This window comes from Streptomyces europaeiscabiei (assembly GCF_036346855.1).
Classification (GTDB): Bacteria; Actinomycetota; Actinomycetes; order Streptomycetales; family Streptomycetaceae; genus Streptomyces; species Streptomyces europaeiscabiei.
This window is the reverse complement of sequence record NZ_CP107841.1, coordinates 6855327-6879238: the sequence shown is the minus strand read 5'-3', so window position 1 is coordinate 6879238 and position 23912 is coordinate 6855327. Positions and strand designations below refer to the sequence as shown.

At 70.8% G+C, this 23912-nt stretch carries 22 protein-coding genes and 1 pseudogene; 5 read left to right on the top strand and 18 right to left on the bottom strand.

Translation table 11 applies throughout. From position 1 onward, the window contains the following. Positions 1 to 97: 97 nt before the first annotated feature. Complete coding sequence (locus OG858_RS30170) at positions 98 to 511, top strand: ATP-binding protein (protein WP_086753428.1); 414 nt, start codon at positions 98 to 100, stop codon at positions 509 to 511. A gap of 210 nt (positions 512 to 721) precedes the next feature. On the opposite strand, the gene OG858_RS30165 is transcribed toward OG858_RS30170, so the two are convergent. Further along, on the bottom strand, positions 722 to 1822 hold the full coding sequence (locus tag OG858_RS30165) for a bifunctional succinyldiaminopimelate transaminase/glutamate-prephenate aminotransferase (protein WP_319262911.1): 1101 nt from the start codon (positions 1820 to 1822) through the stop codon (positions 722 to 724). A gap of 176 nt (positions 1823 to 1998) precedes the next feature. Next, positions 1999 to 2316, bottom strand: coding sequence for a ferredoxin (gene fdxA / locus OG858_RS30160; protein ID WP_005480604.1), 318 nt, complete (start codon positions 2314 to 2316; stop codon positions 1999 to 2001). 140 nt (positions 2317 to 2456) lie between these two features. Between fdxA and OG858_RS30155 the strand changes: the two genes are divergently transcribed. Beyond that, entirely contained in the window at positions 2457 to 3521 is a 1065-nt protein-coding gene (locus tag OG858_RS30155; RefSeq protein WP_328544246.1) for a GNAT family N-acetyltransferase, read from the top strand. After that, positions 3518 to 4390: a transglutaminase-like domain-containing protein gene (locus OG858_RS30150; protein ID WP_319317524.1), complete on the top strand. Its 873-nt coding sequence runs from the start codon at positions 3518 to 3520 to the stop codon at positions 4388 to 4390. The genes OG858_RS30155 and OG858_RS30150 overlap by 4 nt, the downstream gene beginning before the upstream one ends. Positions 4391 to 4521: 131 nt before the next feature. On the opposite strand, the gene OG858_RS30145 is transcribed toward OG858_RS30150, so the two are convergent. The 8 genes from OG858_RS30145 to OG858_RS30110 all read right to left on the bottom strand — a co-directional run bounded on the left by OG858_RS30145 (position 4522) and on the right by OG858_RS30110 (position 12287). Then, positions 4522 to 5136 (bottom strand): response regulator transcription factor, encoded by a 615-nt coding sequence (locus tag OG858_RS30145; protein ID WP_086750642.1) that lies wholly within the window; start codon positions 5134 to 5136, stop codon positions 4522 to 4524. Next, on the bottom strand, positions 5133 to 6317 hold the full coding sequence (locus OG858_RS30140) for a sensor histidine kinase (protein ID WP_086750643.1): 1185 nt from the start codon (positions 6315 to 6317) through the stop codon (positions 5133 to 5135). Before OG858_RS30140 ends, OG858_RS30145 begins: the two co-directional genes overlap by 4 nt. Next, positions 6314 to 7054, bottom strand: a complete 741-nt coding sequence (locus OG858_RS30135) for an ABC transporter permease (RefSeq protein WP_086750644.1) — start codon at positions 7052 to 7054, stop codon at positions 6314 to 6316. The genes OG858_RS30140 and OG858_RS30135 overlap by 4 nt, the downstream gene beginning before the upstream one ends. Beyond that, entirely contained in the window at positions 7051 to 8025 is a 975-nt protein-coding gene (locus OG858_RS30130) for an ABC transporter ATP-binding protein (RefSeq protein WP_408059434.1), read from the bottom strand. The genes OG858_RS30135 and OG858_RS30130 overlap by 4 nt, the downstream gene beginning before the upstream one ends. Positions 8026 to 8180: 155 nt before the next feature. Then, positions 8181 to 10337 carry a hypothetical protein gene (locus tag OG858_RS30125; protein ID WP_456243139.1) on the bottom strand — a complete coding sequence of 719 codons (2157 nt, stop codon included), beginning with the start codon at positions 10335 to 10337 and terminating at the stop codon, positions 8181 to 8183. A 159-nt stretch (positions 10338 to 10496) separates the two neighbouring features. Beyond that, the gene (locus tag OG858_RS30120; RefSeq protein ID WP_319262920.1) at positions 10497 to 10928 is read right to left on the bottom strand and encodes a DUF6113 family protein; all 432 of its coding nucleotides are present in this window, start codon (positions 10926 to 10928) and stop codon (positions 10497 to 10499) included. Between the two features lie 64 nt (positions 10929 to 10992). Next, entirely contained in the window at positions 10993 to 11964 is a 972-nt protein-coding gene (gene mshB / locus OG858_RS30115; protein ID WP_319066507.1) for an N-acetyl-1-D-myo-inositol-2-amino-2-deoxy-alpha-D-glucopyranoside deacetylase, read from the bottom strand. A gap of 128 nt (positions 11965 to 12092) precedes the next feature. Further along, the gene (locus OG858_RS30110) at positions 12093 to 12287 is read right to left on the bottom strand and encodes a hypothetical protein (RefSeq protein ID WP_005480627.1); all 195 of its coding nucleotides are present in this window, start codon (positions 12285 to 12287) and stop codon (positions 12093 to 12095) included. A gap of 224 nt (positions 12288 to 12511) precedes the next feature. Here OG858_RS30110 and OG858_RS30105 point away from each other — a divergent pair, with 224 nt between their 5' ends. Next, positions 12512 to 14668 carry a S9 family peptidase gene (locus tag OG858_RS30105; RefSeq protein ID WP_086746141.1) on the top strand — a complete coding sequence of 719 codons (2157 nt, stop codon included), beginning with the start codon at positions 12512 to 12514 and terminating at the stop codon, positions 14666 to 14668. A gap of 160 nt (positions 14669 to 14828) precedes the next feature. Here OG858_RS30105 and OG858_RS30100 read toward each other — a convergent pair whose 3' ends face one another. From OG858_RS30100 to OG858_RS30060, 8 genes and pseudogenes are all read right to left on the bottom strand, one after another. Further along, complete coding sequence (locus OG858_RS30100; protein WP_086746142.1) at positions 14829 to 15971, bottom strand: ABC transporter ATP-binding protein; 1143 nt, start codon at positions 15969 to 15971, stop codon at positions 14829 to 14831. Then, complete coding sequence (locus tag OG858_RS30095; RefSeq protein WP_086746143.1) at positions 15937 to 16947, bottom strand: ABC transporter ATP-binding protein; 1011 nt, start codon at positions 16945 to 16947, stop codon at positions 15937 to 15939. Before OG858_RS30095 ends, OG858_RS30100 begins: the two co-directional genes overlap by 35 nt. A gap of 186 nt (positions 16948 to 17133) precedes the next feature. Continuing rightward, a pseudogene (locus tag OG858_RS48560) lies at positions 17134 to 17250 on the bottom strand (ABC transporter permease); the annotation flags it as partial. A 60-nt stretch (positions 17251 to 17310) separates the two neighbouring features. Next, positions 17311 to 18327, bottom strand: coding sequence for an ABC transporter permease (locus OG858_RS30080; RefSeq protein ID WP_319317514.1), 1017 nt, complete (start codon positions 18325 to 18327; stop codon positions 17311 to 17313). Continuing rightward, positions 18320 to 19243 (bottom strand): ABC transporter permease, encoded by a 924-nt coding sequence (locus OG858_RS30075; RefSeq protein WP_086746144.1) that lies wholly within the window; start codon positions 19241 to 19243, stop codon positions 18320 to 18322. The genes OG858_RS30080 and OG858_RS30075 overlap by 8 nt, the downstream gene beginning before the upstream one ends. A gap of 6 nt (positions 19244 to 19249) precedes the next feature. Next, positions 19250 to 20896 (bottom strand): peptide ABC transporter substrate-binding protein, encoded by a 1647-nt coding sequence (locus OG858_RS30070; protein ID WP_328544247.1) that lies wholly within the window; start codon positions 20894 to 20896, stop codon positions 19250 to 19252. Positions 20897 to 21791: 895 nt separating this feature from the next. Further along, positions 21792 to 22175, bottom strand: coding sequence for a VOC family protein (locus OG858_RS30065; protein ID WP_086746146.1), 384 nt, complete (start codon positions 22173 to 22175; stop codon positions 21792 to 21794). Positions 22176 to 22729: 554 nt separating this feature from the next. Next, the gene (locus OG858_RS30060; RefSeq protein WP_328544248.1) at positions 22730 to 23245 is read right to left on the bottom strand and encodes a DinB family protein; all 516 of its coding nucleotides are present in this window, start codon (positions 23243 to 23245) and stop codon (positions 22730 to 22732) included. A 152-nt stretch (positions 23246 to 23397) separates the two neighbouring features. Between OG858_RS30060 and OG858_RS30055 the strand changes: the two genes are divergently transcribed. After that, a complete protein-coding gene (locus tag OG858_RS30055) occupies positions 23398 to 23892 on the top strand; it encodes a tetratricopeptide repeat protein (RefSeq protein WP_086746151.1) in 495 nt (164 codons plus the stop codon). The last annotated feature ends 20 nt before the right edge of the window (positions 23893 to 23912 follow it).

The window sequence follows — 23912 nt, the reverse complement described above, 5'->3', positions numbered from 1 at the left end:
GGGGGCTTCGAGCGGTAGTCACTGCGTCCGAGCCCGGAACGGTCAACTCCCGGGCGCGGTCGGACACTTCACCGTTCTCTTCCGTCAAAGGAGCACCATGTCCCTCCCCCTGACCCGCCGGATCGCCCGTGCCGCGCTGCTGACCGCAGCGGGAGCGGCCTCCGTGGTCGGTGCGGCCGGCTCCGCGAGTGCGGCGCCCGAACTCCCGGCCACCCCGAACCTCGGCGGCCTGTCCGCCGTGGACGGGGCGAACGCCGGTACCACCGTGGACGGCGCGACGCAGAACGTCACCGGGGTCGCGAGCGACGCCGGCACCAAGGCGGCCAAGCAGACCCTGCCCAGCGTGAGCAAGACCGGCGGGAAGACCGTCAAGACGACGACGCCCGTCGCGCAGAAGGCCGCCGGGGAGACCGCCGGCTCCGCCGGCACCGTTCTGGGCGACACGTCCAAGACGGCCACCAAGGGTGGACTGCCCACGGGGCAGCTGCCGGTGCAGGGCCCGCTCGGCTGACGCGCGGCCGAACCGTCGAAGGGGCCCGGGGTCTCCCCCGGGCCCCTTCGGGCTGTCACGAACGACAGGACCCAGGGCGCTTCCGATGGCTCCTGGCCGGAGATCATCCGGCCGATCGGCGCCGCGCGAGGTGACTCGTGAGGCGCCGGCCGCCTCACCGGACTCGTCCGTAACCGCTCACCAACGGCTTCCAGAGCCGTCGGAAACGGCCTAGGCCTGGGCCAGGCGCTCCACCGCTGCCGCCACCCGCTCGTCCGTCGCCGTGAGGGCCACGCGCACGTGGTGGTCGCCCGCGGGGCCGTAGAAGTCGCCGGGGGCCACGAGGATGCCGAGGTTGGCGAGGTGGGCGACGGTGGTCCAGCACGATTCGCCCCGGGTGGCCCAGAGGTAGAGGCTGGCTTCGCTGTGCTCGATGCGGAAGCCGTGGGAGACGAGGGCCTCACGGAGGGCCGCGCGCCGGGCCGTGTACCGGGCCCGCTGTTCGTGGACGTGGTCGTCGTCCCCGAGAGCGGCGACCACGGCGGCCTGAGTGGGGGCCGAGGTCATCATGCCGCCGTGCTTGCGGATCTGGAGGAGAGGGCCGAGGACGGCCGGGTCTCCGGCGAGGAAGGCCGCGCGGTAGCCCGCCAGGTTGGAGCGCTTGGAGAGGGAGTGGACGGCGACGATGCCCTCGTACGAGCCGCCGTTGACGTCCGGGTGGAGGACCGAGACCGGGTCGGCGTCCCAGCCCAGCTCCAGGTAGCACTCGTCGGAGAAGAGCAGGACGCCGTGCTCGCGGGCCCAGGCGACGATCCGGGTCAGCTCGGCCTTGGAGAGAACCCTGCCGGTGGGGTTGGACGGCGAGTTCAGCCAGAGGAGCTTGAGGCCGGCCGGGTCCAGGGACGTCGGGTCGTCGTAGACCTCATGGTCGGCGCGGGCGAGGCGGGCGCCCACCTCGTACGTCGGGTAGGCCAGGCGCGGGTACGCGACGCGGTCGCCGGGGCCGAGGCCCAGCTGGGTGGGGAGCCAGGCGACGAGTTCCTTGGAGCCGACGATCGGCAGGACGTGGTGGTGGGTGACGTCACGGGCGCCGAGGCGGCGCTCCAGCCAGCCCGTGATCGCGTCGCGCAGTTCGACGGTGCCCCACACGGTCGGATAGCCCGGCGAGTCCGCCGCGGCGACCAGAGCCTTCTGGATCAGCTCGGGCACCGGGTCGACCGGCGTGCCCACGGAGAGGTCCACGATGCCACCGGGGTGAGCGGCGGCCGTCGCCTTGTACGGCTCCAGCTTGTCCCAGGGGAAGGTGGGAAGACGGTCGCTGACTGCGGACACGGGATCTGCTCACTTTCTCGTACGTACGTTCCCGAACGGAGGGACGGACGCGTACATACCGCTCGTACGGCGAACGCCTCGGCCCCGTACGGCGATCATGGTGATCGGGCCGTACGGGACCGAGGCGGCGCGGATACGGGCCGCAGGGGCCGTGCCCCGGGCCCGCGGCGTCGCTTTCAGGCCTGCGGCGGCAGTGCGGCGACGAAGGGGTGGTCGCGCTCGATCAGGCCGAGCTTGCTGGCACCACCGGGCGAGCCGAGCTCGTCGAAGAACTCGACGTTCGCCTTGTAGTAGTCCTTCCACTCCTCCGGGGTGTCGTCCTCGTAGAAGATCGCCTCGACCGGGCACACCGGCTCGCAGGCACCGCAGTCGACGCATTCATCCGGGTGGATGTAGAGGGACCGCTGGCCCTCGTAGATGCAGTCGACCGGGCACTCTTCGATACATGCCTTGTCCTTGACGTCGACACAAGGCTGCGCGATGACGTAGGTCACGCTGTCGTTCCTCCTCGATAGGGCGCCGGCGGGCCTCCTCAGGCTCCGCCGCCTGGCGCGCGGGAGCGCGGCGTCGTCGATGCCCGCACCTAGTATCTCCGTTCCTGGGCATGATCCGAACAGGAGGGGTGGACGGACCTGTGGAAATCTCTGCCGGTGGACGTCTCGAGATCCGTGTCTCCGCCGCTGACGTGGGCAAACGTGTATCCGTGCGGCGCATCGACGACGATGCCGCCGGGGGTGGGAAATTCACCGACACGGTTGGTGTTCTCACATCATGGGACGAGGGTGTCCTGTTGATCACCCGACGGAACGGGGAGCGGGTGCGGATCGAGGAGTCGTCGCTGGTGGCGGGAAAGACCGTCCCCGCCGCTCCCGCCCGCCGACGCGGCCCCGCCGCCTCGTACGGGGAACTGGCGCGGGTCGCCGCGCGGGCCTGGCAGCCGGTCGAGCGCGAGCCGCTCGGTGAGTGGGAGCTGCGGGCCGCCTCCGGCTTCACCCGGCGGGCCAACTCCGTCCTGCCCCTCGGCGACCCCGGAATGCCCCTGGACGAGGCGCTGACGGCCGTACGCGGCTGGTACGCCGCCCGGGGGCTGCCCGCGTTCATACAGCTGGCCACGGGCGCCGAGGGCACCCAGGAGCTGCTCTGTGCCGAGGTGACGGACCGCGGGTGGGTCCGTGAGGTCACCGCCGAGCTGTGGATCGGGGCGCTCGCGCCGGCCGCGGACCGGGAGGCGCCCGGGGTCGAGCTGTCCCGGACGGCGGACGAGGCGTGGCTCGGCCGCTACCAGCGCAAGGGCCTCGGCGAGGTCGCGCTGAAGGTGCTCGGGAGCGGGCCCTCGGTGTGGTTCGCGACCGTGCCGGGGGCGGAGGGTGCGGGGCCGGCCGCCATCGGGCGGTGCGTCGTGGACGGGCGGTGGGCCGGGTTCGCGGCCGTCGAGGTCGATCCCGCCCAGCGGCGGCGGGGGCTCGCGACGACCGTGATGGCGGCGCTGGCGCGGCGGGCCCTGGACGAAGGCGCCTCGGCCGGCTGGCTGCAGGTGGAGACGGACAACTCGGGGGCGCGGGCGTTGTACGGGGGGATGGGGTTCGCGGCGCATCACTCGTATCACCACTATCGGGAGCCGGAACCGGAAGATTCGGGTCCCGGTGTCGGCTCCGGCTCCGGCTCCGGCTCCGGCTCCGAGCCGTACGGATCGCCGTGAGCGGGCACCAGCCGGCTGTGCCGGCCCCTCGTCCTCCTGAGCGGGAGCGGGCCGACGAGGTACGGCGACGGTTCGCCCAGGCGGCGCGGGCCGAGCGGCCCGACCTGGCCCTGCTGTGTCTGCTGGTGGGGGCGGCGGGCGACGGGGCGCTGGACGAGGCGGGCCTCGACGCCGCCGAGATCGAACTCGACCGGCTGGCCGGGCTGATGCCCTACCGGCCCGGCGGGCCCCGCGCGTGGGCGGTCGCGACGGCCGAACTGCTCGGGGAGCGGTGCGGGTTCCGTGGTTCCGCCGCGGACTATCAGCGGCTGGAGTCCTCGCTGCTTCATCAGGTGCTCGTACGGCGACGCGGGCTGCCGATCCTGTTGTCGGTGGTCTGGATGGAGGTGGCCCGGCGGGCGGGGGCGCCCGTGTACGGGGTCGCGCTGCCGGGGCACTTCGTGGTCGGGTTCGGGCCGCCGGAGGAGCAGGTGCTCGTCGATCCGTTCGACGGGGGGCGGGTGTTGAGCGGGGACGATGCGGAGTTGTTGGTCGCGGGGGCCACCGGGGCACCGCTGGACCCCGGGATGCTGACTGCGGCCGATCCGCTGGACGTGATGGTGCGGATCCTCAACAACGTACGGGCGTGGGCCGCCGCCCGGCCCGAGCGGACGGATGTCGCGCTGTGGGCGCTGGAGCTGTCGTTGGCGATGCCTTCGCATCCGGCGCGGTTGCGGTACGAGTGGGCGCGGTTGCTCGTGCAGCGGGGGGAGTACGTGCGGGGTGCCGCCGCGTTGGAGGAGTACGCGGAGGTGGTGGCCGGGGTGGATTCCGGGGCGGCCGAGAAGGTGCGGAGGCAGGCGGGGGCGGCTCGGGCTCTGTTGAACTGAGGGTGCCCCTATCGCCCTGGGGGTTGTGGTGCGTCGGCGGGCGCGGGTGGGGTGTGGCTGGTCGCGCCCACGCGGCGGAGCCGCATGATGCCAGAGCCCCGCGCCCCTGGGTTCCTGGGCTGCACCGGCGGTTACAGCCAGCCTTTCTCCCTTGCGATCCGTACCGCCTCCGTCCTGTTGCGGACCGCCAGCTTGTGTATCGCCGTCGACAGGTAGTTGCGGACCGTTCCCTGGGAGAGGTGGAGGGATGTGGCGAGTTCCGCGTTCGTGGAGCCGTCCGCCGCCGCCCGCAGGACCTCGCGTTCCCGGTCCGTCAGCGGGTTCGCGCCCCCGGCCAGGGCCGCTGCCGCGAGGGTGGGGTCGATGACCCGCTCGCCTGCCAGCACTCTCCGTACGGCGTCCGCGAGTTGGGCGGCGGGGGCGTCCTTGACCAGGAAGGCGTCGGCGCCGGCCTCCATGGCGCTGCGGAGGTAACCGGGGCGGCCGAAGGTGGTGAGGACGACCAACTTCACCGCGGGGAGGGCCCGGTGGACCTCGGCGGCCGCTTCGATGCCCGTCGCGCCCGGCATCTCGATGTCGAGGAGGGCCACGTCGACGGCGTGGGCGCGGGCGGCGGCCAGGACCTCGTCGCCGCGGGCCACCTGGGCCACGACCTCGATGTCGTCCTCCAGGCCGAGCAGGGCGGCCAGGGCCTCGCGGACCATGGACTGGTCCTCGGCGAGCAGGACCTTGATCGTGCGGGTCATGCGCCGGATCCTACGTGCGGGTCCGGGGGCGTGGCGGGGGCCCTGGCCACCAGGCGGAAGCCGTGCCGGGAGCGGCCCGCCTCCAGGGTGCCGCCCACCTTCTCCAGCCGCTCGGTGAGACCCGCGAGACCGCTGCCGGGGGCGTCGCCGGTGGCGTCGGCCGGGCCGCCGGGGGCGCCCGTTCCGTCGTCGTCCACGGTCAGTTCGAGCGTCGGGCCGTCGAGGGTCTGGCGGCGGACGAGGTCCACCGTGCAGCGGTGGGCGCCGCTGTGCCGTACGACGTTGGTGACGGCCTCGCGCAGCGCCCAGGCGAGGGCGGACTCGCTGTCCTCGGAGGCGTCGGTGAGGTCGGGGTCGGCGGGCAGTTCGAAGGTGATGCCGGCCGCCGTCAACGCGTCCCGGGCGCCCGCGAGTTCCGCGCCGAGGCGGGGGCGCCGGTAGCCGGTGACGGCCTCGCGGACGTCGACCAGGGCCTGGCGGCTGACCTGCTCGATGTCGGCGACCTGCTGGGCGGCCTTGTCGGGGTGGTCGGGGAGCATCCGGCCCGCCAGCTCGCTCTTGAGCGTGATCAGGGAGAGGGAGTGGCCGAGGAGGTCGTGCAGGTCGCGGGCGAGGCGGAGGCGTTCCTCGTTCGCGGCCAGCTGCGCGACCGTGGCTCTCGCCTCGCGCAGTTCCTTCGTCGTCCGGATGAGTTCGCGGACCCCGGTCATGGAGAAGCCGCCGAGGAGGGCCGGGAGGAGCAGGGAGGCGAGATAGGCCTCGCCGCCCGGTACGGCGAGGGCGATGCCCGTGAGCAGGGCCGACACCGCCGGGATCGTGAAGCGGGCGAGCCGCAGTGGGAGGGCCGCGCCGGACGCGACCGACACGTAGACGAAGAGGACGAGCCACTCGCGGCCGAGGCTGAGGGCGAGGAGCGAGGACTGGGCCGCGAGGACGGCTAGCGCGCCGAGCACCATCCGGGTGGTGTCGCGGCGGCCGGTGCGGAAGATCAGGACGAAGTACCAGGTGACGAAGGCCACCAGGCCGATCCAGCCGAGTACGACGACGCCGTCGCTGTGGCCCCCGTGCAGCAGGTCGCCGACGGGGGCGCTCAGATAGGCGAGCCAGATCCCGGTCCAGAGGAACTTGATCGCCCTCTGTCTGCGGTTCTGCGGGCGCTGCCCGATGCCGACGGCGCTCACGCCTTCCGCGTGTCCTTCCGATAGAGCCAGGCCGCGCCGCCCGCGAACAGGGCGAAGTAGACGGCCAGGACGACGACGTCCCTGGTGTGCGGGGTCCGGCTCTGTTCGATGGCCTGTCCCAGGGCAGCGTACGCGTGGGTGGGCACCCACTTCGCGATCTCCTGGAGCCACTGCGGAAACGTCGTGGTCGGCATCCACAGGCCGCCGAGCATCGACAGGCCGAAGTAGACGATCATCGTGATCGGGCGGACCGCGTCCCCGGTGGCGAGGTAGCCGATGGCGACGCCGAGCGCGGCGAAGACGAGGCTGCCGGCCCAGATCGCCCCGGTGAGTGCGAGCCACTGCCACGCGTCCAGGCGTACGTCCTTCACCGCGGCGGCCACCACGAAGACGATCACGATGGACGGCAGGCTGACCACCGCCGCGCTCGCGGTCTTCGCGAACACGTAGCCGCGTCCCGGCAGCGTGGTGAGCCGCAGCTGCCGTACCCAGCCGCCCTCGCGTTCCTTGGCGATGCGCTCGCTGTTGCCCATCAGGACGGCCGTCAGGGCCCCGAAGGAGGCCATGGAGACCATCATGTAGGTCGGGAGGGTCAGACCGGTGTCGCCGAGCTTCTCGGTGCTGCTCGCGCTGCCCGCGATGAGCAGGAACAGCAGCGAGGGGTAGAGCACCGAGAAGAACATGGACTTGCGGTTGCGCAGGGCACGGACGAGTTCCAGCTTGATCAGGCTGTTCACTTGGTCTTCGCCTCCTCGGCGGCGGTGATCGCGACGAAGGCCTGCTCCAGGCCGAGGCCGGTGACTTCGAGGTTGCGGGGATGGACGCCGAGGCCGTACAGGGCGTGGACGGTCGCGTCGGCGTCGGTGGACTGGATGCGGACGGTACGGCCGGCCCCCGCGGCGGAGCCGCTGTGGGACACCGTGATCGTCGCCAGGAAGGGAAGGGCGCGCAGATCGGCCTCGTCGACGGGGCTCTCGGGCAGGTCGAAGGAGATCCTTCTGGCGCCCGCCCTGGCCTTGATCTCGGCGGCCGTGCCGTCGGCCAGCAGGCGGCCCCGGTGCAGGACGAGCACGCGGTCGGCGATGGCATCGGCCTCTTCGAGGTAGTGGGTGGCGAAGAGGACGGTGCGGCCCTGGTCGGCCTGTTCGCGCATGGTGGCCCAGAACGCCTGGCGGGCGGAGACGTCCATGCCGGTGGTGGGTTCGTCCAGGACGATCAGGTCGCTGTCGCCCGCCGTGGCGAGGGCGAAGCGGACGCGCTGGGCCTGGCCGCCGGAGAGCTTGTGCACCTTGCGGTCGGCGATCTGGGTGATGCCGGAGCGGGCGAGCACGTCGGAGACCGGGTACGGCCTCGGGTGCAGGTCGCAGGCGAGCCGGACCAGTTCGGCGACCGTGACCTCGTCCATGAGGCCGCCGCTCTGCAGCATGGCGCCCACGCGTCCGGCGGCGATCGCCTCGCGCGGGCTCGTGCCGAACACACCGACCGTGCCGCTGTCGGCGTTCCTGAGGCCGAGCAGCAGGTCCAGGGTGGTGGACTTGCCGGCCCCGTTCGGGCCGAGCAGGGCCACGGTCTCCCCCGGGTACAGGGCGAGCGTCAGGCCGTCCACGGCCCGGACGTCGCCGTACGCCTTCGTCACCTTGTCGAATCCCACCACCGCTGAGTCGGTGGCCCTCGTCCTGGCCGTCGTCGTGGTCGTCATGTGCACCATCGTCGGCGGGCGGGGGGTGCGGTCGGCAGTGTCGGCGGTCCTGACCTCGGGATGACAGAAGTCATACCGGGGACGGTGACAGTGACGGTGACGGCATACGGCGAGGGGGCACCCTGCGTGTGCCGGGTGCCCCCTGCGCGCTGCTCTCGTACCGGCTAGCTCGGGTCCGTCTCGATGACCGCCGTGCGGTCCGTCGTGCTCTTCAGCGCCAGGCGGAGGGCGCCGTAGACGTCCTCCACGGTGACCGGGGTCTTCTCGCCGTTGCCGCGGGTGATCAGCACACCGTCGAAGGTGCCGCCGTAGAGCTCCTTGAGGGCCTTCTCGTCGTAGGAGTCGACGAGCTTGCCGTCGACCGTCTTGACGGTCATGAACCTCCAGAGGGAGTTCTCCGGGCTCATCGGGACGCTGTGCGCGGCGTCCGTCTGGACGGTCACCCTGCCCGACATGGCCGGCTGCGCGAACTCCTTCATGAACCGGTCGACCTCGGCCTTGCCGACCGACGGCTCCTTGGTCGTGGTCGGCAGCTGCACGGCGGTGACCTGGCCGGTCTCGACCTGGGTGCGGTAGGCCTTCTCGACGGCGTCGGTGGACTCGTCGACGTCGATGCCCTTGCCCGCCTTGCCGTAGACCGCGACGGCCTTGCCGGCCTCGTACTTGACGGTGCCGTCGCTGGCCGAGCCGGAGCTGCCGGCGGCGCGCTGCAGGGCGGCCTCCAGCTTCTCCTCGTCGACGGGCATGACGGGCGCGACGACCCGCTTCTGGCCGAAGAGCGCGCCGATCACGGAGACGGGGTTGTAGTCGCTGACGGCGGCGGCGCTGACCGTGGCCTGCTTGTCGAACTGCAGTCCGGCCTGGTCGGGCCTGAGGGAGACCGTCTCGCCGTCGACCGTGAGCTTCAGCGCCTCGTTCGTGCTCTTGCCGAAGGCCTGGTCGAGCTTGTTGACGGCCTCGTCACGGGTGCCGCCGCCGATGTCGACGCCGAGGACGGTGGTGCCCTTGGGAACGTCGGAGTGGTTCATCAGCAGACCGGCGCCGTAGACACCGCCGCCGAGGACGACCACTCCGCCGATGAGCAGACCGAGCTTGCTGCGGCCCTTCTTCTTGGCCGGCTTGGCGGACTTCGTGTTCTTCGCCGGGCCTGACTTCGCCTGCGGACCGGGGTCGGGCAGCTTCGGCGGGGTGTGCTGCACCGCGCCGTCGGGGCCGCCCGCGCCGAACGGTGTGCCCTGGCTGCCGGGGGGCACGACCGGGATACCGCTGGTCAGGGTGTGCCCGGAGGGGTTGTCGACGTGAGGGCCGGGGCCGCCGTAGCCCGGAGTGCCCGGCTCGGGGGCGTGCCGCTGCGGGGTGAGGACCGCGGTGTCGTCGCTGATGCCGCCGCCGGGACGGGCGTAGCCGCCGGAGGCACCGGGCGCGGAGAAGTCGGCGTCGGGGCCGCCGAAGGGGTTGCCCTGGTAGCCGGGGTTGCCGGCACCGCCCTGGGCGGGCGGAGGGCCGAGCGGGCTGTCGCCGGTGACGGGACCGCCGGTGGGGCCCGCCGGGCCGGGGTGGCCGTTCGGGCCGCCGGGGCGGCCGCCGCCGTTGTCCGAGAAGTACGGCAGGTCGTCGCGCTCGGGCTTGGTGCCCGCCAGGGCGGCCGAGACGTCGAAGGAGCCGGTGCCGCCACCGTGGCCGGGTGCGACCGGCTGGCCGCCCGTGGCACCGGGGAGCCCGGCGCCGTTCGTACCGCCGGGCCTGGGGCCGGCGGTGGCACCGGGGCGCGGGCCACCGGGCTGTGCGCCGCCGGGGCCGCCGGACATCGGGCCCGTGCCGGGACCGCCCGGCGCGCCGGGGCCCGGCCCGCCGATGGCACCGGTGGAGAACCCTGCCCCGTTGCTGGCGCCCCCGCCCGCGCCCTTGGGAGGCGGGGTGGAGCCCCTGCGGGGCGCGAACCAGTCGCTGGCGGGCTTGTCGTCGGCCGGCGCGGCAGGTTCGGGCGCGGGCGCCGGTGTGTCCGTGAACACGGGCATGGCCGTGGTGCCGGTGGTCTCCGACTCGGACCCGGTGGCGTCCGCTGCGCCCTCGCCGTCGCCGACCGGCTTACGGACGACGACCGGCGGGATCGGGCGCGAGCCGGGGATGTTGATCCGGACCCGCGTGGTCAGCGTGGTCTCGGTCCTGGGTCCGTCCGGTCGCTCGCCGGCGGCCGCACGGGCCGCCTCGGCACCGGCCTCGGTGGCCATGGGCGTGCCGTACGGCGGTGTCCCCGACGGGTACGCGGTGCTGCCGCGCCCATTGGCCCCGGAGGACGAAGTGTCAGTTTCACGACTCAAGGCAGGTTCTCCCGGTTTGCTCCGCCGCCCGTCACGACCTCAACTCAGCGGGCAGCTCGGCGGCGCGCACCACCATACTGGCCACTTCCGGCGCGTATCCCACGACCGCGTGGGAAACCCACACCGGACCCGCACCCGCACACTGCGGCGAAGTGGTGGTCACTTCCCAAGTCGGGCATCGGGCCCGGTCGGTTGCCGCCCCCACCCAAGGGTGGCGCACATCACAGCCACAGCCATGCCACCGAGCAGGAAGAGGTACGAGCCGACTCCCGCGCCGAACAGGAAGTCCCCCTCCGGCCGGGTGGACGTCAGCAGGACGACGGAGATCATCCAGCCGGCGGCCGGTGCAACGGCCCCCGCCCGGCCGTCCGTCGCCCGCGCTCCCCCCAGGAAGAGCCCGGCCGCGCCCAGCAGCGCGAGCAGCAATCCGCCGGGGAACCAGGCTGCTTGGAGCAGCCCGCCGGCCAGGCCGACCACCGCTCCCAGCGCGAAGAGCCCCAGGTGGGCGGCGGCGCGCGCCAGCGGGGGGAACATCAACGGCTGGGCGAGCGCGCCGCCTTGCCCGCCCGTCGGCCGGTCCGTCTGCTTCATCGCCGGACCGCCTCTCGGCAGACGTGCGGGCGCACCACTCGTTTGTCATACCCATGCGTACGCATCACAGGGCCGTTCCGTTCTGCCGTTCCTCGAAAGAAAAATCGGGAATCCCCTCGAACAAGTCGCTCTCCCGGCTCCCGCCTTCGCGTCTGCCGCGTACCAACTCGTAGTACTCGGTGCTCAGGAAGGGCTGGGCCAGCGCGTTGGAGAGGGCGAAGTACGGCTCGGCGACCTCGATCTGGGTGGCGTGCGCCCGCATCGCGGCGGCCTTCGCTGCCGCGAAGTCGGTGCCGTCGATCTCGGTGGTGACGATGTGGTCGTCCACCACTCCGGGCACATCCGTGACGCTCGCGGCCTGCTTGAACGGCAGCCGTCCGGGCTCGGCGAGGTCGCGGCGGAGCCTGCTGAAGCCCTCCAGGAGCACCCCGCGCGGCACCCGGTTCCAGTAGACCTTGTCGATGTCCCAGGGCTCGCCCAGGTCGGGGCGGAAGTCCGGGTCGGAGGTCAGGCCGGCGGCGCGCATGGCGACGCGGTGGGCCTGGATGTGGTCGGGGTGGCCGTATCCGCCGTTGGGGTCGTAGGTGACGAGGACCTGGGGACGGACCTCGCGGATCACCCGGACCAGGTGGGTGGCGGCCTCGTCGACGTCGGCGGACCAGAAGGCGCCGGGGCGCTCGTTCTGTTCGACGCCCATCATCCCGGAGTCGCGGTAGCGGCCGGGGCCGCCGAGGAAGCGGTGGTCGGTGACGCCGAGTTCCTTCATGGCCTCGGCCAGCTCGTCCACCCGGTGGGGGCCCAGTGTGTCGTCACGGTCGGGCGCGAGGTGCGCGAGACGGGGCGGGATGACCTCGCCCTCCTCGCCGAGGGTGCAGGTCACCAGCGTCACCCGCGCTCCCTCGGCCGCGTACTTGGCCATGGTCGCGCCGTTGTTGATCGACTCGTCGTCCGGGTGCGCGTGCACCAGGAGCAGTCGGCGAGCGACGCGAGATGGGGGTCCCCCCTGCCGAGGGCCGGGGGAGGGCAGATCCGTCATGGACCCACCCTACGAGGCGCCCGGCCCGCGTCCGTGCCGGGCGCGGGCATTCACAGGAACGGTCGGCCGCGAGGGTCGAGGGCCTGGCGGGACAGCCAGGCACGGGGAGATCCCGGCGGCCGGAGGCGTCAGAACTTGATGCTGCCGATCATGCCCGCGATGTTGGTCGTCAGCTCGCTGATCGTCGGCGCGATGGTCGAGGAGGCGAGGTAGAAGCCGAGCAGGATACAGATGATCGCGTGTGGTGCCTTCAACCCTGACTTCTTGATCAGGATGAAGACGATGATCGCCAGCAGCACCACCGCCGAAATCGAGAGTGCCACGGCGGCTCACCTCCAAAAGTTCCCTGGGACCTGGGGAGCGAAGCAGTTGTCGAGGGCTGACGGCGAAGCCGTCGTCAACCGGTGACGTGGGTGACGCAGTTGTAAATCCATACAGCGGCCAGCAGGTTCATACCCACCCAGCGGTAGTGATCATAACTATCCATACGCGCGCATCGATCGGCGCACGGCCGCACAAGGGGGCGCATGGCCAATATGGTCGGAGCATGACGACCCAGCCCGAGTCCTTTCCCCGCCGACACGCCCGGACACAGCGTTTCACCCTCGGTGCGCCACGGGCTTTCTCCGTCGCTCCGGACGGCTCCCGTGTGGTGTTTCTGCGGTCCTCCTCCGGCACCGAGCGGGCAGGCAAGCTGTGGGTGCTGGACCTCCGGGACGGCGACGGGCGAAGCGGGACGGAAGTCCCCCCGGCCGAGGGCCGGGAGAGGGTGGCGGCCGACCCGGGCACGCTGCTCGCCGGCTCCTCGGAGAAGTTGTCGGCCGAGGAGCGAGCGCGCCGTGAGCGTCTGCGCGAGGGCGGCGCCGGGATCGTCGGCTACGCCACCGACGCGGCCGTGGAGCTGGCCTCCTTCGCCTTGTCGGGACGGCTTTTCGTGGCCGAGCTGCAAGCCGGCACGACACGTGAGCTGGATGTTCCCGGACCGGTCATCGACCCCCGCCCCTCCCCCGACGGCCGGTACGTCGCGTACGTCGCCGGGGGCGCGCTGCGGGTCGTCGGGGCGGAGGGCGGCGACGACCTGGCGCTCACGGAGGAGGGACCGGAGAACGTCACCCATGGTCTGGCGGAGTTCATCGCGGCCGAGGAGATGGGCCGTTCACGTGGCTTCTGGTGGTCGCCCGAGTCGGACCGCCTGCTGGTGGCGCGCGTGGACGACACGCCGGTGCGCCGCTGGTGGATCTCCGACCCCGCGCAGCCCGAGAGGGACCCGCAGCGGGTTGCGTATCCGGCGGCCGGAACCGCCAACGCGGACGTCAGGCTCTTCGTGATCGACCTCTCCGGGACCCGCACGGAGGTCGTGTGGGACCGGGCGCGCTACCCGTATCTGGCGCATGTGCACTGGTCAGCGGCGGGTGCGCCACTGCTCCTGGTGCAGGCGCGGGACCAGCGCAGCCAGCTGTTCCTGGCCGTGGACCCGGACTCGGGGGCGACCCGGATGGTGCACGCCGACGAAGATCCACATTGGCTTGATCTTTTCCCTGGGGTGCCCTCGTGGAGTCCGTCGGGGCAGCTCGTGCGTGTCGCGGACGAGGGCGGCGCGCGGGTGCTGGCGGTCGGCGAACGCCCGCTGACGGGAACGCAGTTGCACGTCCGCGCGGTGCTCGACGTGGCCGACGCCGACGTGCTGGTCTCCGCGTCCGCAGGCGAGTCGGCGGCCGACCCGGAGATCGGAGAGATCCACGTCTACCGCGTGAACGAGCTGGGCGTGGAGCGCGTCTCACAGGAACCCGGCGTGCACTCGGCGGTACGCGCCGGGGGCGTGACCGTGCTCATCTCGGCCGTTCCGGAGAGGGCGGGCGCCCGCGTGCAGGTGCTGCGGGCCGGCAAGCCCGTGGCGACCGTGACGTCTCGCGCGGAAGACCCCGGTATGTCCCCGCGCGTACGGTTTACACAGGGGGGCGCACGCCGCGTACCGTGCGCCCTGCTTATGCCCAGGGACTACGACGGGGTCACACCCCTGCCGGTTCTCATGGACCCCTACGGCGGTCCGCACGGCCCCCGGGTGCTCGCCGCCCACAACGCGCACCTGACCTCGCAGTGGTTCGCCGACCAGGGTTTCGCGGTGGTGGTCGCCGACGGGCGCGGCACCCCCGGCCGCTCCCCCGCCTGGGAGAAGGAGATCGACGGCGACTTCACGCTCTCCCTGGACGACCAGGTGGAGGCACTGCACGGCCTGGCGGCCTCGCATCCGCTGGACCTGTCCCGGGTGGCGATCCGCGGCTGGTCGTACGGCGGTTGGCTCGCGGCTCTCGCCGTGCTGCGCCGGCCGGACGTCTTCCACGCGGGCATCGCGGGTGCCCCGGTCACCGACTGGCGGCTGTACGACACGCACTACACCGAGCGGTACCTGGGTGATCCGACGACGGCTCCGGAGGCGTACGCGAAGAGTTCGCTGATCACGGGCGAGGGGCTGTCCGCGCCCGCCGAGCCGCACCGTCCGCTGATGATCGTGCACGGCACCGCCGACGACAACGTCGTCTTCGCCCACGCCCTGCGCCTGTCCTCCGCGCTCCTCGCGGCCGGACGCCCCCACGAGGTCCTGCCGCTCTCCGGGGTCACCCACATCACCCCCCAGGAACAGGTCGCGGAGAACCTGCTGCTGCTCCAGGTGGACTTCCTGAAGCGCTCGCTGGGACTGACCTAGGCACGGGCGGGCACGGCAACGGGCCGGGGCTACATGGCGAGCCCCGGCCCGTTTACGGCACCCGCACGGCCGTACGCGATTTAGATTCGCGCGTCCGTATATCGGAACGACGTCAGCCAAGTTGCCTGTGTGTTAACGCGGTTGGTGCGCATTTATACGCCTATTCCGCCCCATCCACATGATCATCGGTAGATTCCTCCGCCGACCCCTCAGCCGAACCCGACCCCTCAGCCGGTTCCTCGGTCGGTTCCTCCGAAGGCACCACCTGCTTCTCCTCCGCGAAATGGCAGGCCGAGTCATGGGCGGCCGGGCCGGTCGTGAGCCGGAACTCCGCCGGGACCGCGAGCAGCGGCACCTCCAGCGCGCAGCGCTCCCGGGCCTTCCAGCAGCGTGTGCGGAAGCGGCACCCGGACGGGATGTTCGTCGGGGAGGGCACATCACCGAAGAGGATGATCCGCTCCCGGTGCTCGCGGGCCTCGGGGTCCGGGACGGGCACGGCGGACAGCAGCGCCTGGGTGTAGGGATGCGTCGGATGGTCGTAGATCTCGGCGTCGCGGCCGATCTCCACGATCCGCCCGAGGTACATCACGCCGACCCGGTCGGAGATGTGCCGCACGATCGACAGGTCGTGCGCGATGAACACGTACGACAGTCCGAACTCGCCCTGGAGCCGGTCCAGCAGGTTGATGACCTGGGCCTGGACGGAGACGTCGAGGGCGGAGACGGGTTCGTCGGCGACGATGATCTCGGGACGGAGCGCCAGCCCGCGCGCGATGCCGATGCGCTGGCGCTGGCCGCCGGAGAACTGGTGCGGGTAGCGGTTGATGTACTCGGGGTTGAGGCCGACCACGTCGAGGAGTTCCTGCACCCGGCGCCGGCGGTCGCCCTTGGGCGCGACCTCGGGGTGGATGTCGTACGGCTCCCCGATGATGTCGCCGACGGTCATGCGGGGGTTGAGGGAGGTGTACGGGTCCTGGAAGACCATCTGGATGTTGCGGCGGACGGTCTTGAGGGCCTTGCCGGAGAGCTTGGTGATGTCCTCGCCCTTGTAGCGGATCGAACCGGCGGTCGGCCGTTCCAGGTTGACCAGCATCTTTGCGACCGTGGACTTGCCGCAGCCGGACTCGCCGACGATGCCGAGGGTTTCCCCCGCGCCCAGTGCGAAGTCGACGCCGTCGACGGCCTTCACCGCGCCGACCTGCTTCTTGAAGAGGATGCCCTGGGTGAGCGGGTAGTGCTTGACCAGGCCGCTGACCTCCAGGATCGGCTCAGCCGGTGTGGCCGTCTCGGTCGTCGTGGTCATCGAGGCACTCCCTCCAGAAGTGGCAGGCGCTCATCCGGATCCCGTCCGACGGCTCCACGTCGTACAGCGGGGGTACGTCGGTCCGGCACACGTCGCGGGCCATCGGGCAGCGGGGGTTGAAGGCGCAGCCGGGCGGGATGTTCATGAGGTTGGGCGGCAGGCCCTTGATCGCGTACAGCTCCTGGCCCTTCTGGTCCAGTCGCGGGATCGAGTCGAGGAGGCCCCGGGTGTACGGGTGGGCCGGTGCCTTGTAGATGTCGTGGACCGGAGCGGACTCCACGATCCGGCCCGCGTACATCACGGCGATGCGGTCGGCTACGTCCGCGACGACTCCTAGGTCGTGGGTGATGAGGACGAGGCCCATGCGCAGTTCACGCTGGAGTTCGGCCAGGAGGTCCATGACCTGGGCCTGGACGGTGACGTCCAGCGCGGTCGTCGGCTCGTCGGCGATGATCAGCGCCGGTTCCAGGGCCAGCGCCATGGCGATCATGATGCGCTGGCGCATACCGCCGGAGAACTGGTGCGGATAGTCCCGTACGCGCTCCTTGGCGCCCGGGATACGGACCCGGTCCATCAGCTCCACGGCCTTGGTGCGGGCGTCCTTCCTCGACATGCCCCGGTGCACCACGAACATCTCGCCGAGCTGGTCGCCGACGGACAGGACGGGATTGAGGGAGGACAGGGCGTCCTGGAAGATCATCGCCATCTCGGCCCCGCGGATCTTCCGGCGCTCCTCCTCCTTGAGCTTCAGCAGGTCCTGGCCCTTGAAGAGGATCTCGCCGCCGGTGATCCTCCCGGGCGGCATGTCGAGGATGCCCATGATCGCCTGCGCGGTGACCGACTTCCCGGAGCCGGACTCCCCGAGCACGGCCAGCGTCTGCCCCTCGTCCACCCCGTAGTCGACCCCGTTGACCGCTTTGGCGACCCCGTCCCGCGTCCGGAACTCCACGTGCAGATCACGCACTTCGAGCAGCATGACGGCGGCTCACCTCAGCTTCGGGTCGAGGGCGTCGCGCACCGCGTCGCCCGGCATGGAGGAACGCTCCGGAACGGTGACCACCGGCGTCCCGGAGGGCCACAACAGCGCGTGGCCCCGCCCACGCCCACCACCGTCCCGGCACCCCACCCACGGACCACGCGACCCCGGCGACATGACCACCGCTCACCTCAACTTCGGGTCGAGGGCGTCGCGCACCGCGTCGCCCAGCATGGAGGAACGCTCCGGAACGGTGGCCACCGGCGTCCCGGAGGGCCACAACAGCGCGTGGCCCCGCCCACGCCCACCACCGTCCCGGCACCCCACCCACGGACCACGCGACCCCGGCGACATGACCACCGCTCACCTCAACTTCGGGTCGAGGGCGTCGCGCACCGCGTCGCCCAGCATGATGAACGCCAGGACGGTGATCGCGAGGGCGCCGGAGGGCCACAGGAGTGCGTGCGGGGCGTTGCGGATGTACGGGGAGGCCGCCGAGATGTCGATGCCCCAGGAGACGCTGGGCGGTTTCAGGCCGACGCCGAGGTAGGAGAGGGTCGCCTCCAGCGCGATGTACGTGCCGAGGGCGATGGTGGCGACGACGATGACCGGGGCGACGGCGTTCGGGGTGATGTGCCGTAGCAGCATGCGGGAGTTGGAGGCGCCCAGGGCGCGGGCGGCCTGGACGTAGTCGTTCTGTTTGGCGGTGATGACCGCGCCCCGGGCGATGCGGGAGATCTGCGGCCAGCCGAGCAGCACCATGAAGCCGATCACCGGCCAGATGCTGTTGCTGGTGACCACGGACAGCAGTACCAGGCCGCCGAGCACGACCGGGATCGCGAAGAAGACGTCGGTGATCCGGGACAGGAACGAGTCCGAGTGGCCGCCGAAGAACCCGGCGAGCCCGCCGAGCACCGACCCGAGGAGCGCGACCCCGAGCGTGGCGCAGACACCGACGGCGATGGAGATCCGCGCCCCGTAGACGGTACGGGTGTACACGTCGCAGCCCTGGCCGTCGTACCCGAAGGGGTGGCCGGGCTGCGCGCCCTCCTGGGCCTTGGACAGGTCGCACTTGAGCGGGTTGCCGGAGGCGATCAGCGACGGCCAGAGGGAGATCACGACCAGGAAGAGGATCACCAGCGCCGAGATGATGAAGACGGGGTTGCGGCGCAGGTCGCGCCAGGCGTCGGACCACAGACTGCGGGCCTTGTCGGACGGGCCGCCAACCGCCGGGGCGTCGCCCAGTCGCTTCTCCAGGGTCTCCCCCTCGGTGGTGGCCAGATCCATGGTGCCGTCCAGCCCCGTCGCGGCGATCGCCCCGTTCTCGGTGGCGCGTTGACCGCCCGAGACGTGCGGCTCCGGGGGCTGCGGCTCAGGCATAGCGGATCCTCGGGTCGAGTACGGCGTAGAGGAGGTCGACGATCAGGTTGGCGGCCAGGAACACCAGGACGAGGACGGTCACGAAGCCGACGACGGTCTGGGTGTTCTGGCGGAGGATGCCCTGGTAGAGCTGGTAGCCGACGCCGTGGATGTTGAAGATCCGCTCGGTGACGATCGCGCCGCCCATGAGGGCTCCGATGTCGGTGCCGATGAAGGTGACCACGGGGATCAGGGAGTTCCGCAGCAGGTGTTTGCGGATCACGCGGTGCCGGGGCAGTCCCTTGGCGACGGCGGTGCGGACGTAGTCGGCGCGGGCGTTCTCCGCGATGGACGTCCGGGTCAGGCGGGTGACGTACGCCAGGGAGACGGAGGCGAGGACGAGCCCGGGGACGATCAGCTCGTCGAAGGGGGCTTCGGAGGAGACCGACGGGCTGATCCAGCCCCACTCCACACCGAGCAGCAGCTGGAGCAGCAGACCGGTGACGAAGGTGGGGACCGAGATGACCACCAGGGTGACCACCAGCGCCCCGGTGTCGACGGGCCGCCCGCGCCGCAGGCCGGTGACGACACCGAGGGTGATGCCGATGACGATCTCGAAGAGGATCGCCACGATCGTCAACCGGATGGTGACGGGGAAGGCGGAGGCCATCAGCTCGGTGACCTCCTGCCCGTTGAACGCGGTGCCGAAGTCGCCGGTGAAGACATTGCCCATGTAGGTCAGGTATTGCTGCCAGACGGGCATGTCGAGGCCGAACTCGCGGCGCAGCTGGGCGGCCGTCGCCGGATCGCACTCCCGGTCGCCGCAGAGGCCCGCGATGGGGTCGCCCATCACGTTCACCATCAGGAAGATCAGGAGTGTGGCGCCCACGAAGACCGGGATCATCTGCAGCAGGCGCCGGACGACGTACCGCCCCACGGGGGGTCAGCCGACCTTGATCTGGTCGTACACCGGCACGCTGAACGGGTTCAGGGAGACGTCGGACAGGCGCGCCGAGTAGCCCGCGCTGCCGTTCTGGTACCAGAGCGGGATGGCGGCCATGTTGTCCCGGACGACCTCCTCGGCCTTCTGGAAGGTCTGCACGGCCTTCGCGGTGTCCGACTCGGCGTTGGCCTCGTCGACGAGCCTGTCGAAGTCGGCGTTGGACCACTTGCCGTCGTTGGAGGAGGCGTTGGTGTAGTAGAGCGGCTGCAGGAAGTTCTGGATGAGCGGGTAGTCCATCTGCCAGCCGGCACGGAACGGGCCGCTCATCTTCCGCTGGGTGATCTGGTTGCGGTAGTCGGCGAAGGTGCCGACCGGGTTGCCCACGCACGCCTTGTCGTTGTCGAGGGCGTTGTTGATGGAGTTGCAGACGGCGTCGACCCACTGCTTGTGGGAGCCGGTGTCCGCGTTGTACGTGATCTTGACCTGGCCGCCGGGGAGGCCGCCGCCCTCCTTGATCAGCTGCTTGGCGGCGTCCGCGTCGTACTCGCAGGCGTCCCCGCACAGACCCTTCTTGTAGCCGCCCTCCTCGCCGAGGACGGGGGAGGTCCAGTCGGTGGCGGGGGTGCGGGTCTTCTGGAAGATGGTGTCGGTGATCTGGTCGCGGTCGATCGCCCGGGACAGCCCCTCGCGGACCTTCTCCGAGCCGTCCTTGTTCCAGTTCTTGTCGTAGAACGGGAAGGACAGGGTCTGGATGATGCCGGCCGGGGTGTTGATGTACCGGTCACCGAGGTCGGCCTGGACGTTCTTCAGCTGGGCGGCGGGGACGTCGTCGACGAGGTCGAGGTTGCCCGCCATCAGGTCGGTGTAGGCGGTGTTGTTGTCGGTGTAGACCTTCAGGTCCACACCGCCGTTCTGCGCCTTGTCCTCGCCGGGGTAGTCGTCCCACTTCCGCACCGACAGCTGGGAGCCCTTGGTGTACGAGTCGACGGCGTACGGGCCGTTGCCGACGGGCTTGCTCAGCCAGGCGTCGTGGTCGGTGAAGAACGACTGCGGCAGCGGGGCGTAGGCGTTGTAGCCGAGGGTGTCGGGGAACGTCGAGAACTTCTGGGTGAGCTCGACCGTGAAGGTGTTGTCGTCGACGACCTTCAGCCCGGAGAGGGTGTCGGCGGTCTGTTTGCTGCCGTCGTCGGGGTGCGTCTTGTCGTAGCCCTGGATGTACTCGAAGAAGTACGCGTTCTTCTGGTTGTTCTTGAGGCTGGCCCCGTAGTTCCAGGCGTCCACGAAGGACTTGGCGGTGACCTTCTCGCCGTTGCTGAAGGTCCAGCCGTCCTTGACGGTGACGGTGAAGTTCTGCGAGTCGGTCGTCTCGATCTTCTCGGCGAGCATGTCCTTCGCCTCACCGGTCTTGGGGTCGTACCGCTTCAGGCCGCGGAAGATCATGTCGAGCACCTTGCCGCCCTGCACCTCGTTGGTGTTGGCCGGCTCCAGCGGGTTCTGCGGGTCCCCCCACGAGGAGCTGAGCACCGCGCCGCTGTCACCGCTGCCGCTGCTGCCGCCGCTGTCGTCGTCCCCGCCCCCGCAGGCGGTCGCGGCGAGAGCCACCGCCGCCGCGCCGGCGATCCATCGGGCGTGCGTGGCTCCACGCATGGAGTGCCTCCTCGTCCGTGCGCGAGTGTGCGCAGTACTCCAGCGCGGGCGCGCTGTTCCATTAACGGTCAATATCAACCGTTAATGGATATAAGGCACACCGTATGACCCGTCCGGGGGACTGCCTCCTCCGGATGCACGCACTCATTGCCTCTTGCGTGGCGTCACGGTCACGATCGGCCGCACCTGCGCACCCGCCGGCCAGGCCCTGCCCCGCTCTGGAAGGTTTCGGTCACACGTGTGCGCGGAGTCCTGCCCCGAGTCAGCCGAGGCTCGGGGTTGCGTGCGTATGCGGTGGGGCGGGACGCCCACTGGTCGCGGGCCAGGCCGGCCACCGTTGCGGCATGGGCCCCGATCCTTCAGCCTGCGCTGAGGCCAGGCCGGCGCAGCACGCCCCTGATTCCGCTTCCGCCAAGGGCGCGCTGCGTCGTGGAAGTGGCGGCAATGACGATCCGGGGTTCCGCCGTCGCGAAGGAGGGCGCGGCCGGCGGTGGGGGGTGTGCCGATGCAGGTATCGGCGCCGCCCTCGCAGCAGTCGGACGCCTGCCACATGAGCTGAGCCATGCGCGCCCTCCTGAAGGACCAGGTGCACGTTCCAGCCCCTACCGGGGCGCTTCTGATGGCTCTTGGTCGGAGACCATCCGACCGGTCGGCGCCGCGCGCGGTGACTCGTGAGGCGCTGACCGCCTCACCGGACTCGTCCGTAACCGCTCACCAACGGTTTCAAGAGCCGTCAGAAAACGGCCCAGGGGGCCGATACTCCCGCAGGGGCCTCGTCCGTCCTTGGCGACAGCATGCCGTTCGGCGCCCGGGCGGTGGAGGCCACACCGCCTTCCGCCCCAACCGCCCGGCGGGAAGCAGCTCATCCTGACGGGCTGCCCACCAGGAGCCCGGGTCAGCCCAACTCCCCTCGCTCCACACAGAATTCGTTGCCCTCGGGGTCCGCCATGAGGACCCAGCCGCCCCCGTCGGGGCGGGTGTGGTCCGCGATCACCCGGCCGCCCAGCGCGAGCACCCGCTCGACCTCCTCCGCCCGGGTGCGGCCGTGCGGCTTCAGATCGAAGTGGAGCCGGTTCTTCGCCGACTTGCCCTCGGGCACTCGGACGAAGAGCAGCCTCGGGCCGCCGGCCGGATCCTCGATCAACGCCTCCGGGTCACCGGGCTTGTCGTCGTCGGCCAGCGGACGGCCCAGCAGTTCGCTCCAGAAGAGGCCGAGGTCGTACGGATCTCCGGTGCAGTCGAAGGTGAGGCTGTGGATGGTGGGGTGTTCGAGGCTCAACTGGTGTCTCCATCGTGAGTCGGTGAGTCATGACATACAGGCGATTCAACGGTTCCGTGGTCGAGCGGGGTGGTCGTGATGCGTGCGCGGGGCCGCGGGGAGGGCTGTTCCTGAGCGCGTCGCGACAACCGCCTGTTCCGCGGCATTCTCGGCACGGCGGTATGCCTCAGGTCACGCATCGGCAGTACGAGGCCTGCCCAGCCCCGGGTTGGATTGCGGGGCCGCGACAGTTCGATGCATCACTCGCCCCGGCGTTTGCCGGGGACGGCGGCGCGAGACCCTCGGATCGGAGTGCGACAGCCCCTCGTTGCCGTACGGATCCAGCGAACTGTGGTGAGCGTGCGGACGCCGCCCGGCGCCGCGTCCCCGCGGCACCGGGTTGACCGGCTCGCCAACGCCGGGGCGATCCAGAGCTCGTAGAAGCTGCGGGGCGCGGTGTTTTTGTGCCGAATCGACCGCGGCTCGTAGCGGTCGTCCGGGTAGGGCTTCCTCGTCACCGTGTCGGTTGCCCGCGGTCACTGCCGAGCGCATACGATCGCCTGCTGTCCGTTCGGTCAGACGCCAGTCCGCCCGTCTACGAGTTCCCGTACGACATCAAGGTGCCCGTTGTGCCGAGAGGTCTCCTCGATGAGGTGAAGGAACACCCAGCGGAGGTCGACGTGACGGCCGTCCCCGATGGGCCGCTGGGCCTTGCTGCTCAGGTCATGTTCGGCGAGCAGGTCATGGTGACGGCCGCTCTGCTCCTCGTACTCGGCCAGGAGTTGAGACAGCGGAACGTCGACAGCCATGCGCATCTCGGGGTCGGGGTCGTCGTCGGTCGCCTCCGCGAGCGGACCGGCCATGTCCTCCCCGAGGAACACCACCTGGACCCAGTAGTACTCGACCCATCTCAAGTGACTGATCAGCCCACAGAGAGTCATGAGCGGCGATCCCGGCAACGGCGCCTTCCGCGCGTCCTGTGGTGACACGCCCTCACACTTGGCGAGCGCGGTGCCCCGTGCGTAGTCGAGGAAGGTGGCCAGCTGCGTCCGCTCGTCCCAGGCGGGAGGCGTATCCGTGCGTTTCGTCATCGCCGGCAAGCATCTCCGGCACCGACCCGAGTGACAAACGAATTAGAGGCTGCGCAGACAGGTGATCTTCTTCAAGGGGTCCGCTTGCGCAGACTGGTGGTTACGCCGAGTGCGTTATGTCCCCGACCCCTGTCATGGCAGTGTGTGTCGGCATGAATGAGCAACGTGATGCGGCGTTATCGCAGGCTGTGCGCTTACGGGAAGAAGGGACCGAGCAGGCACGTGAGCAACTGGTGAGCTTGGCCGAGCGGTACCCCCAGGATGCTGCGATCGCCTATCAGGCTGCCTGGGCGCACGACGCCCTCGGCTTGGAGACTGAGGCCGTCCCGTTCTATGAGCGGGCGTTGAGCGGCTCAGGGCTGTCGTCCGATGACCGGCACGGGGTTTTCCTAGGGCTCGGAAGCACGTACAGGGTGCTCGGTCGCTACGATCTGTCGCTGGCAACGTTGCGTCGTGGCCTGGAGGAGTTTCCCCACGATGCGGCTCTGCAGACCTTCCTGGCCATGGCGTTGTACAACCTCGGTGAATCCCGCGAAGCCGTGCGGACATTGCTCAACGTAACGGCAGCCACCAGCACGGACCGGCAGGTGCAGAGGTACCGTCGTGCGATCGAGTACTACGCCGAGAACCTGGACGAGACACAGTAGGGATCGAGCAGGCGTCGATC

Bases quoted from the DNA above. Each gene is read 5' to 3' on its own strand.
- OG858_RS30170 (WP_086753428.1), top strand. From the start codon at position 98: ATGTCCCTCCCCCTGACCCGCCGGATCGCCCGTGCCGCGCTGCTGACC.
- OG858_RS30145 (WP_086750642.1), bottom strand. From the start codon at position 5,136: ATGACCCGCACGATCAAGGTCCTGCTCGCCGAGGACCAGTCCATGGTC.
- OG858_RS30130 (WP_408059434.1), bottom strand. From the start codon at position 8,025: ATGGTGCACATGACGACCACGACGACGGCCAGGACGAGGGCCACCGAC.
- OG858_RS30120 (WP_319262920.1), bottom strand. From the start codon at position 10,928: ATGAAGCAGACGGACCGGCCGACGGGCGGGCAAGGCGGCGCGCTCGCC.
- mshB (WP_319066507.1), bottom strand. From the start codon at position 11,964: ATGACGGATCTGCCCTCCCCCGGCCCTCGGCAGGGGGGACCCCCATCT.
- OG858_RS30105 (WP_086746141.1), top strand. From the start codon at position 12,512: ATGACGACCCAGCCCGAGTCCTTTCCCCGCCGACACGCCCGGACACAG.
- OG858_RS30100 (WP_086746142.1), bottom strand. From the start codon at position 15,971: ATGACCACGACGACCGAGACGGCCACACCGGCTGAGCCGATCCTGGAG.
- OG858_RS30095 (WP_086746143.1), bottom strand. From the start codon at position 16,947: ATGCTGCTCGAAGTGCGTGATCTGCACGTGGAGTTCCGGACGCGGGAC.
- OG858_RS30080 (WP_319317514.1), bottom strand. From the start codon at position 18,327: ATGCCTGAGCCGCAGCCCCCGGAGCCGCACGTCTCGGGCGGTCAACGC.
- OG858_RS30070 (WP_328544247.1), bottom strand. From the start codon at position 20,896: ATGCGTGGAGCCACGCACGCCCGATGGATCGCCGGCGCGGCGGCGGTG.
- OG858_RS30060 (WP_328544248.1), bottom strand. From the start codon at position 23,245: ATGACGAAACGCACGGATACGCCTCCCGCCTGGGACGAGCGGACGCAG.
- OG858_RS30055 (WP_086746151.1), top strand. From the start codon at position 23,398: ATGAATGAGCAACGTGATGCGGCGTTATCGCAGGCTGTGCGCTTACGG.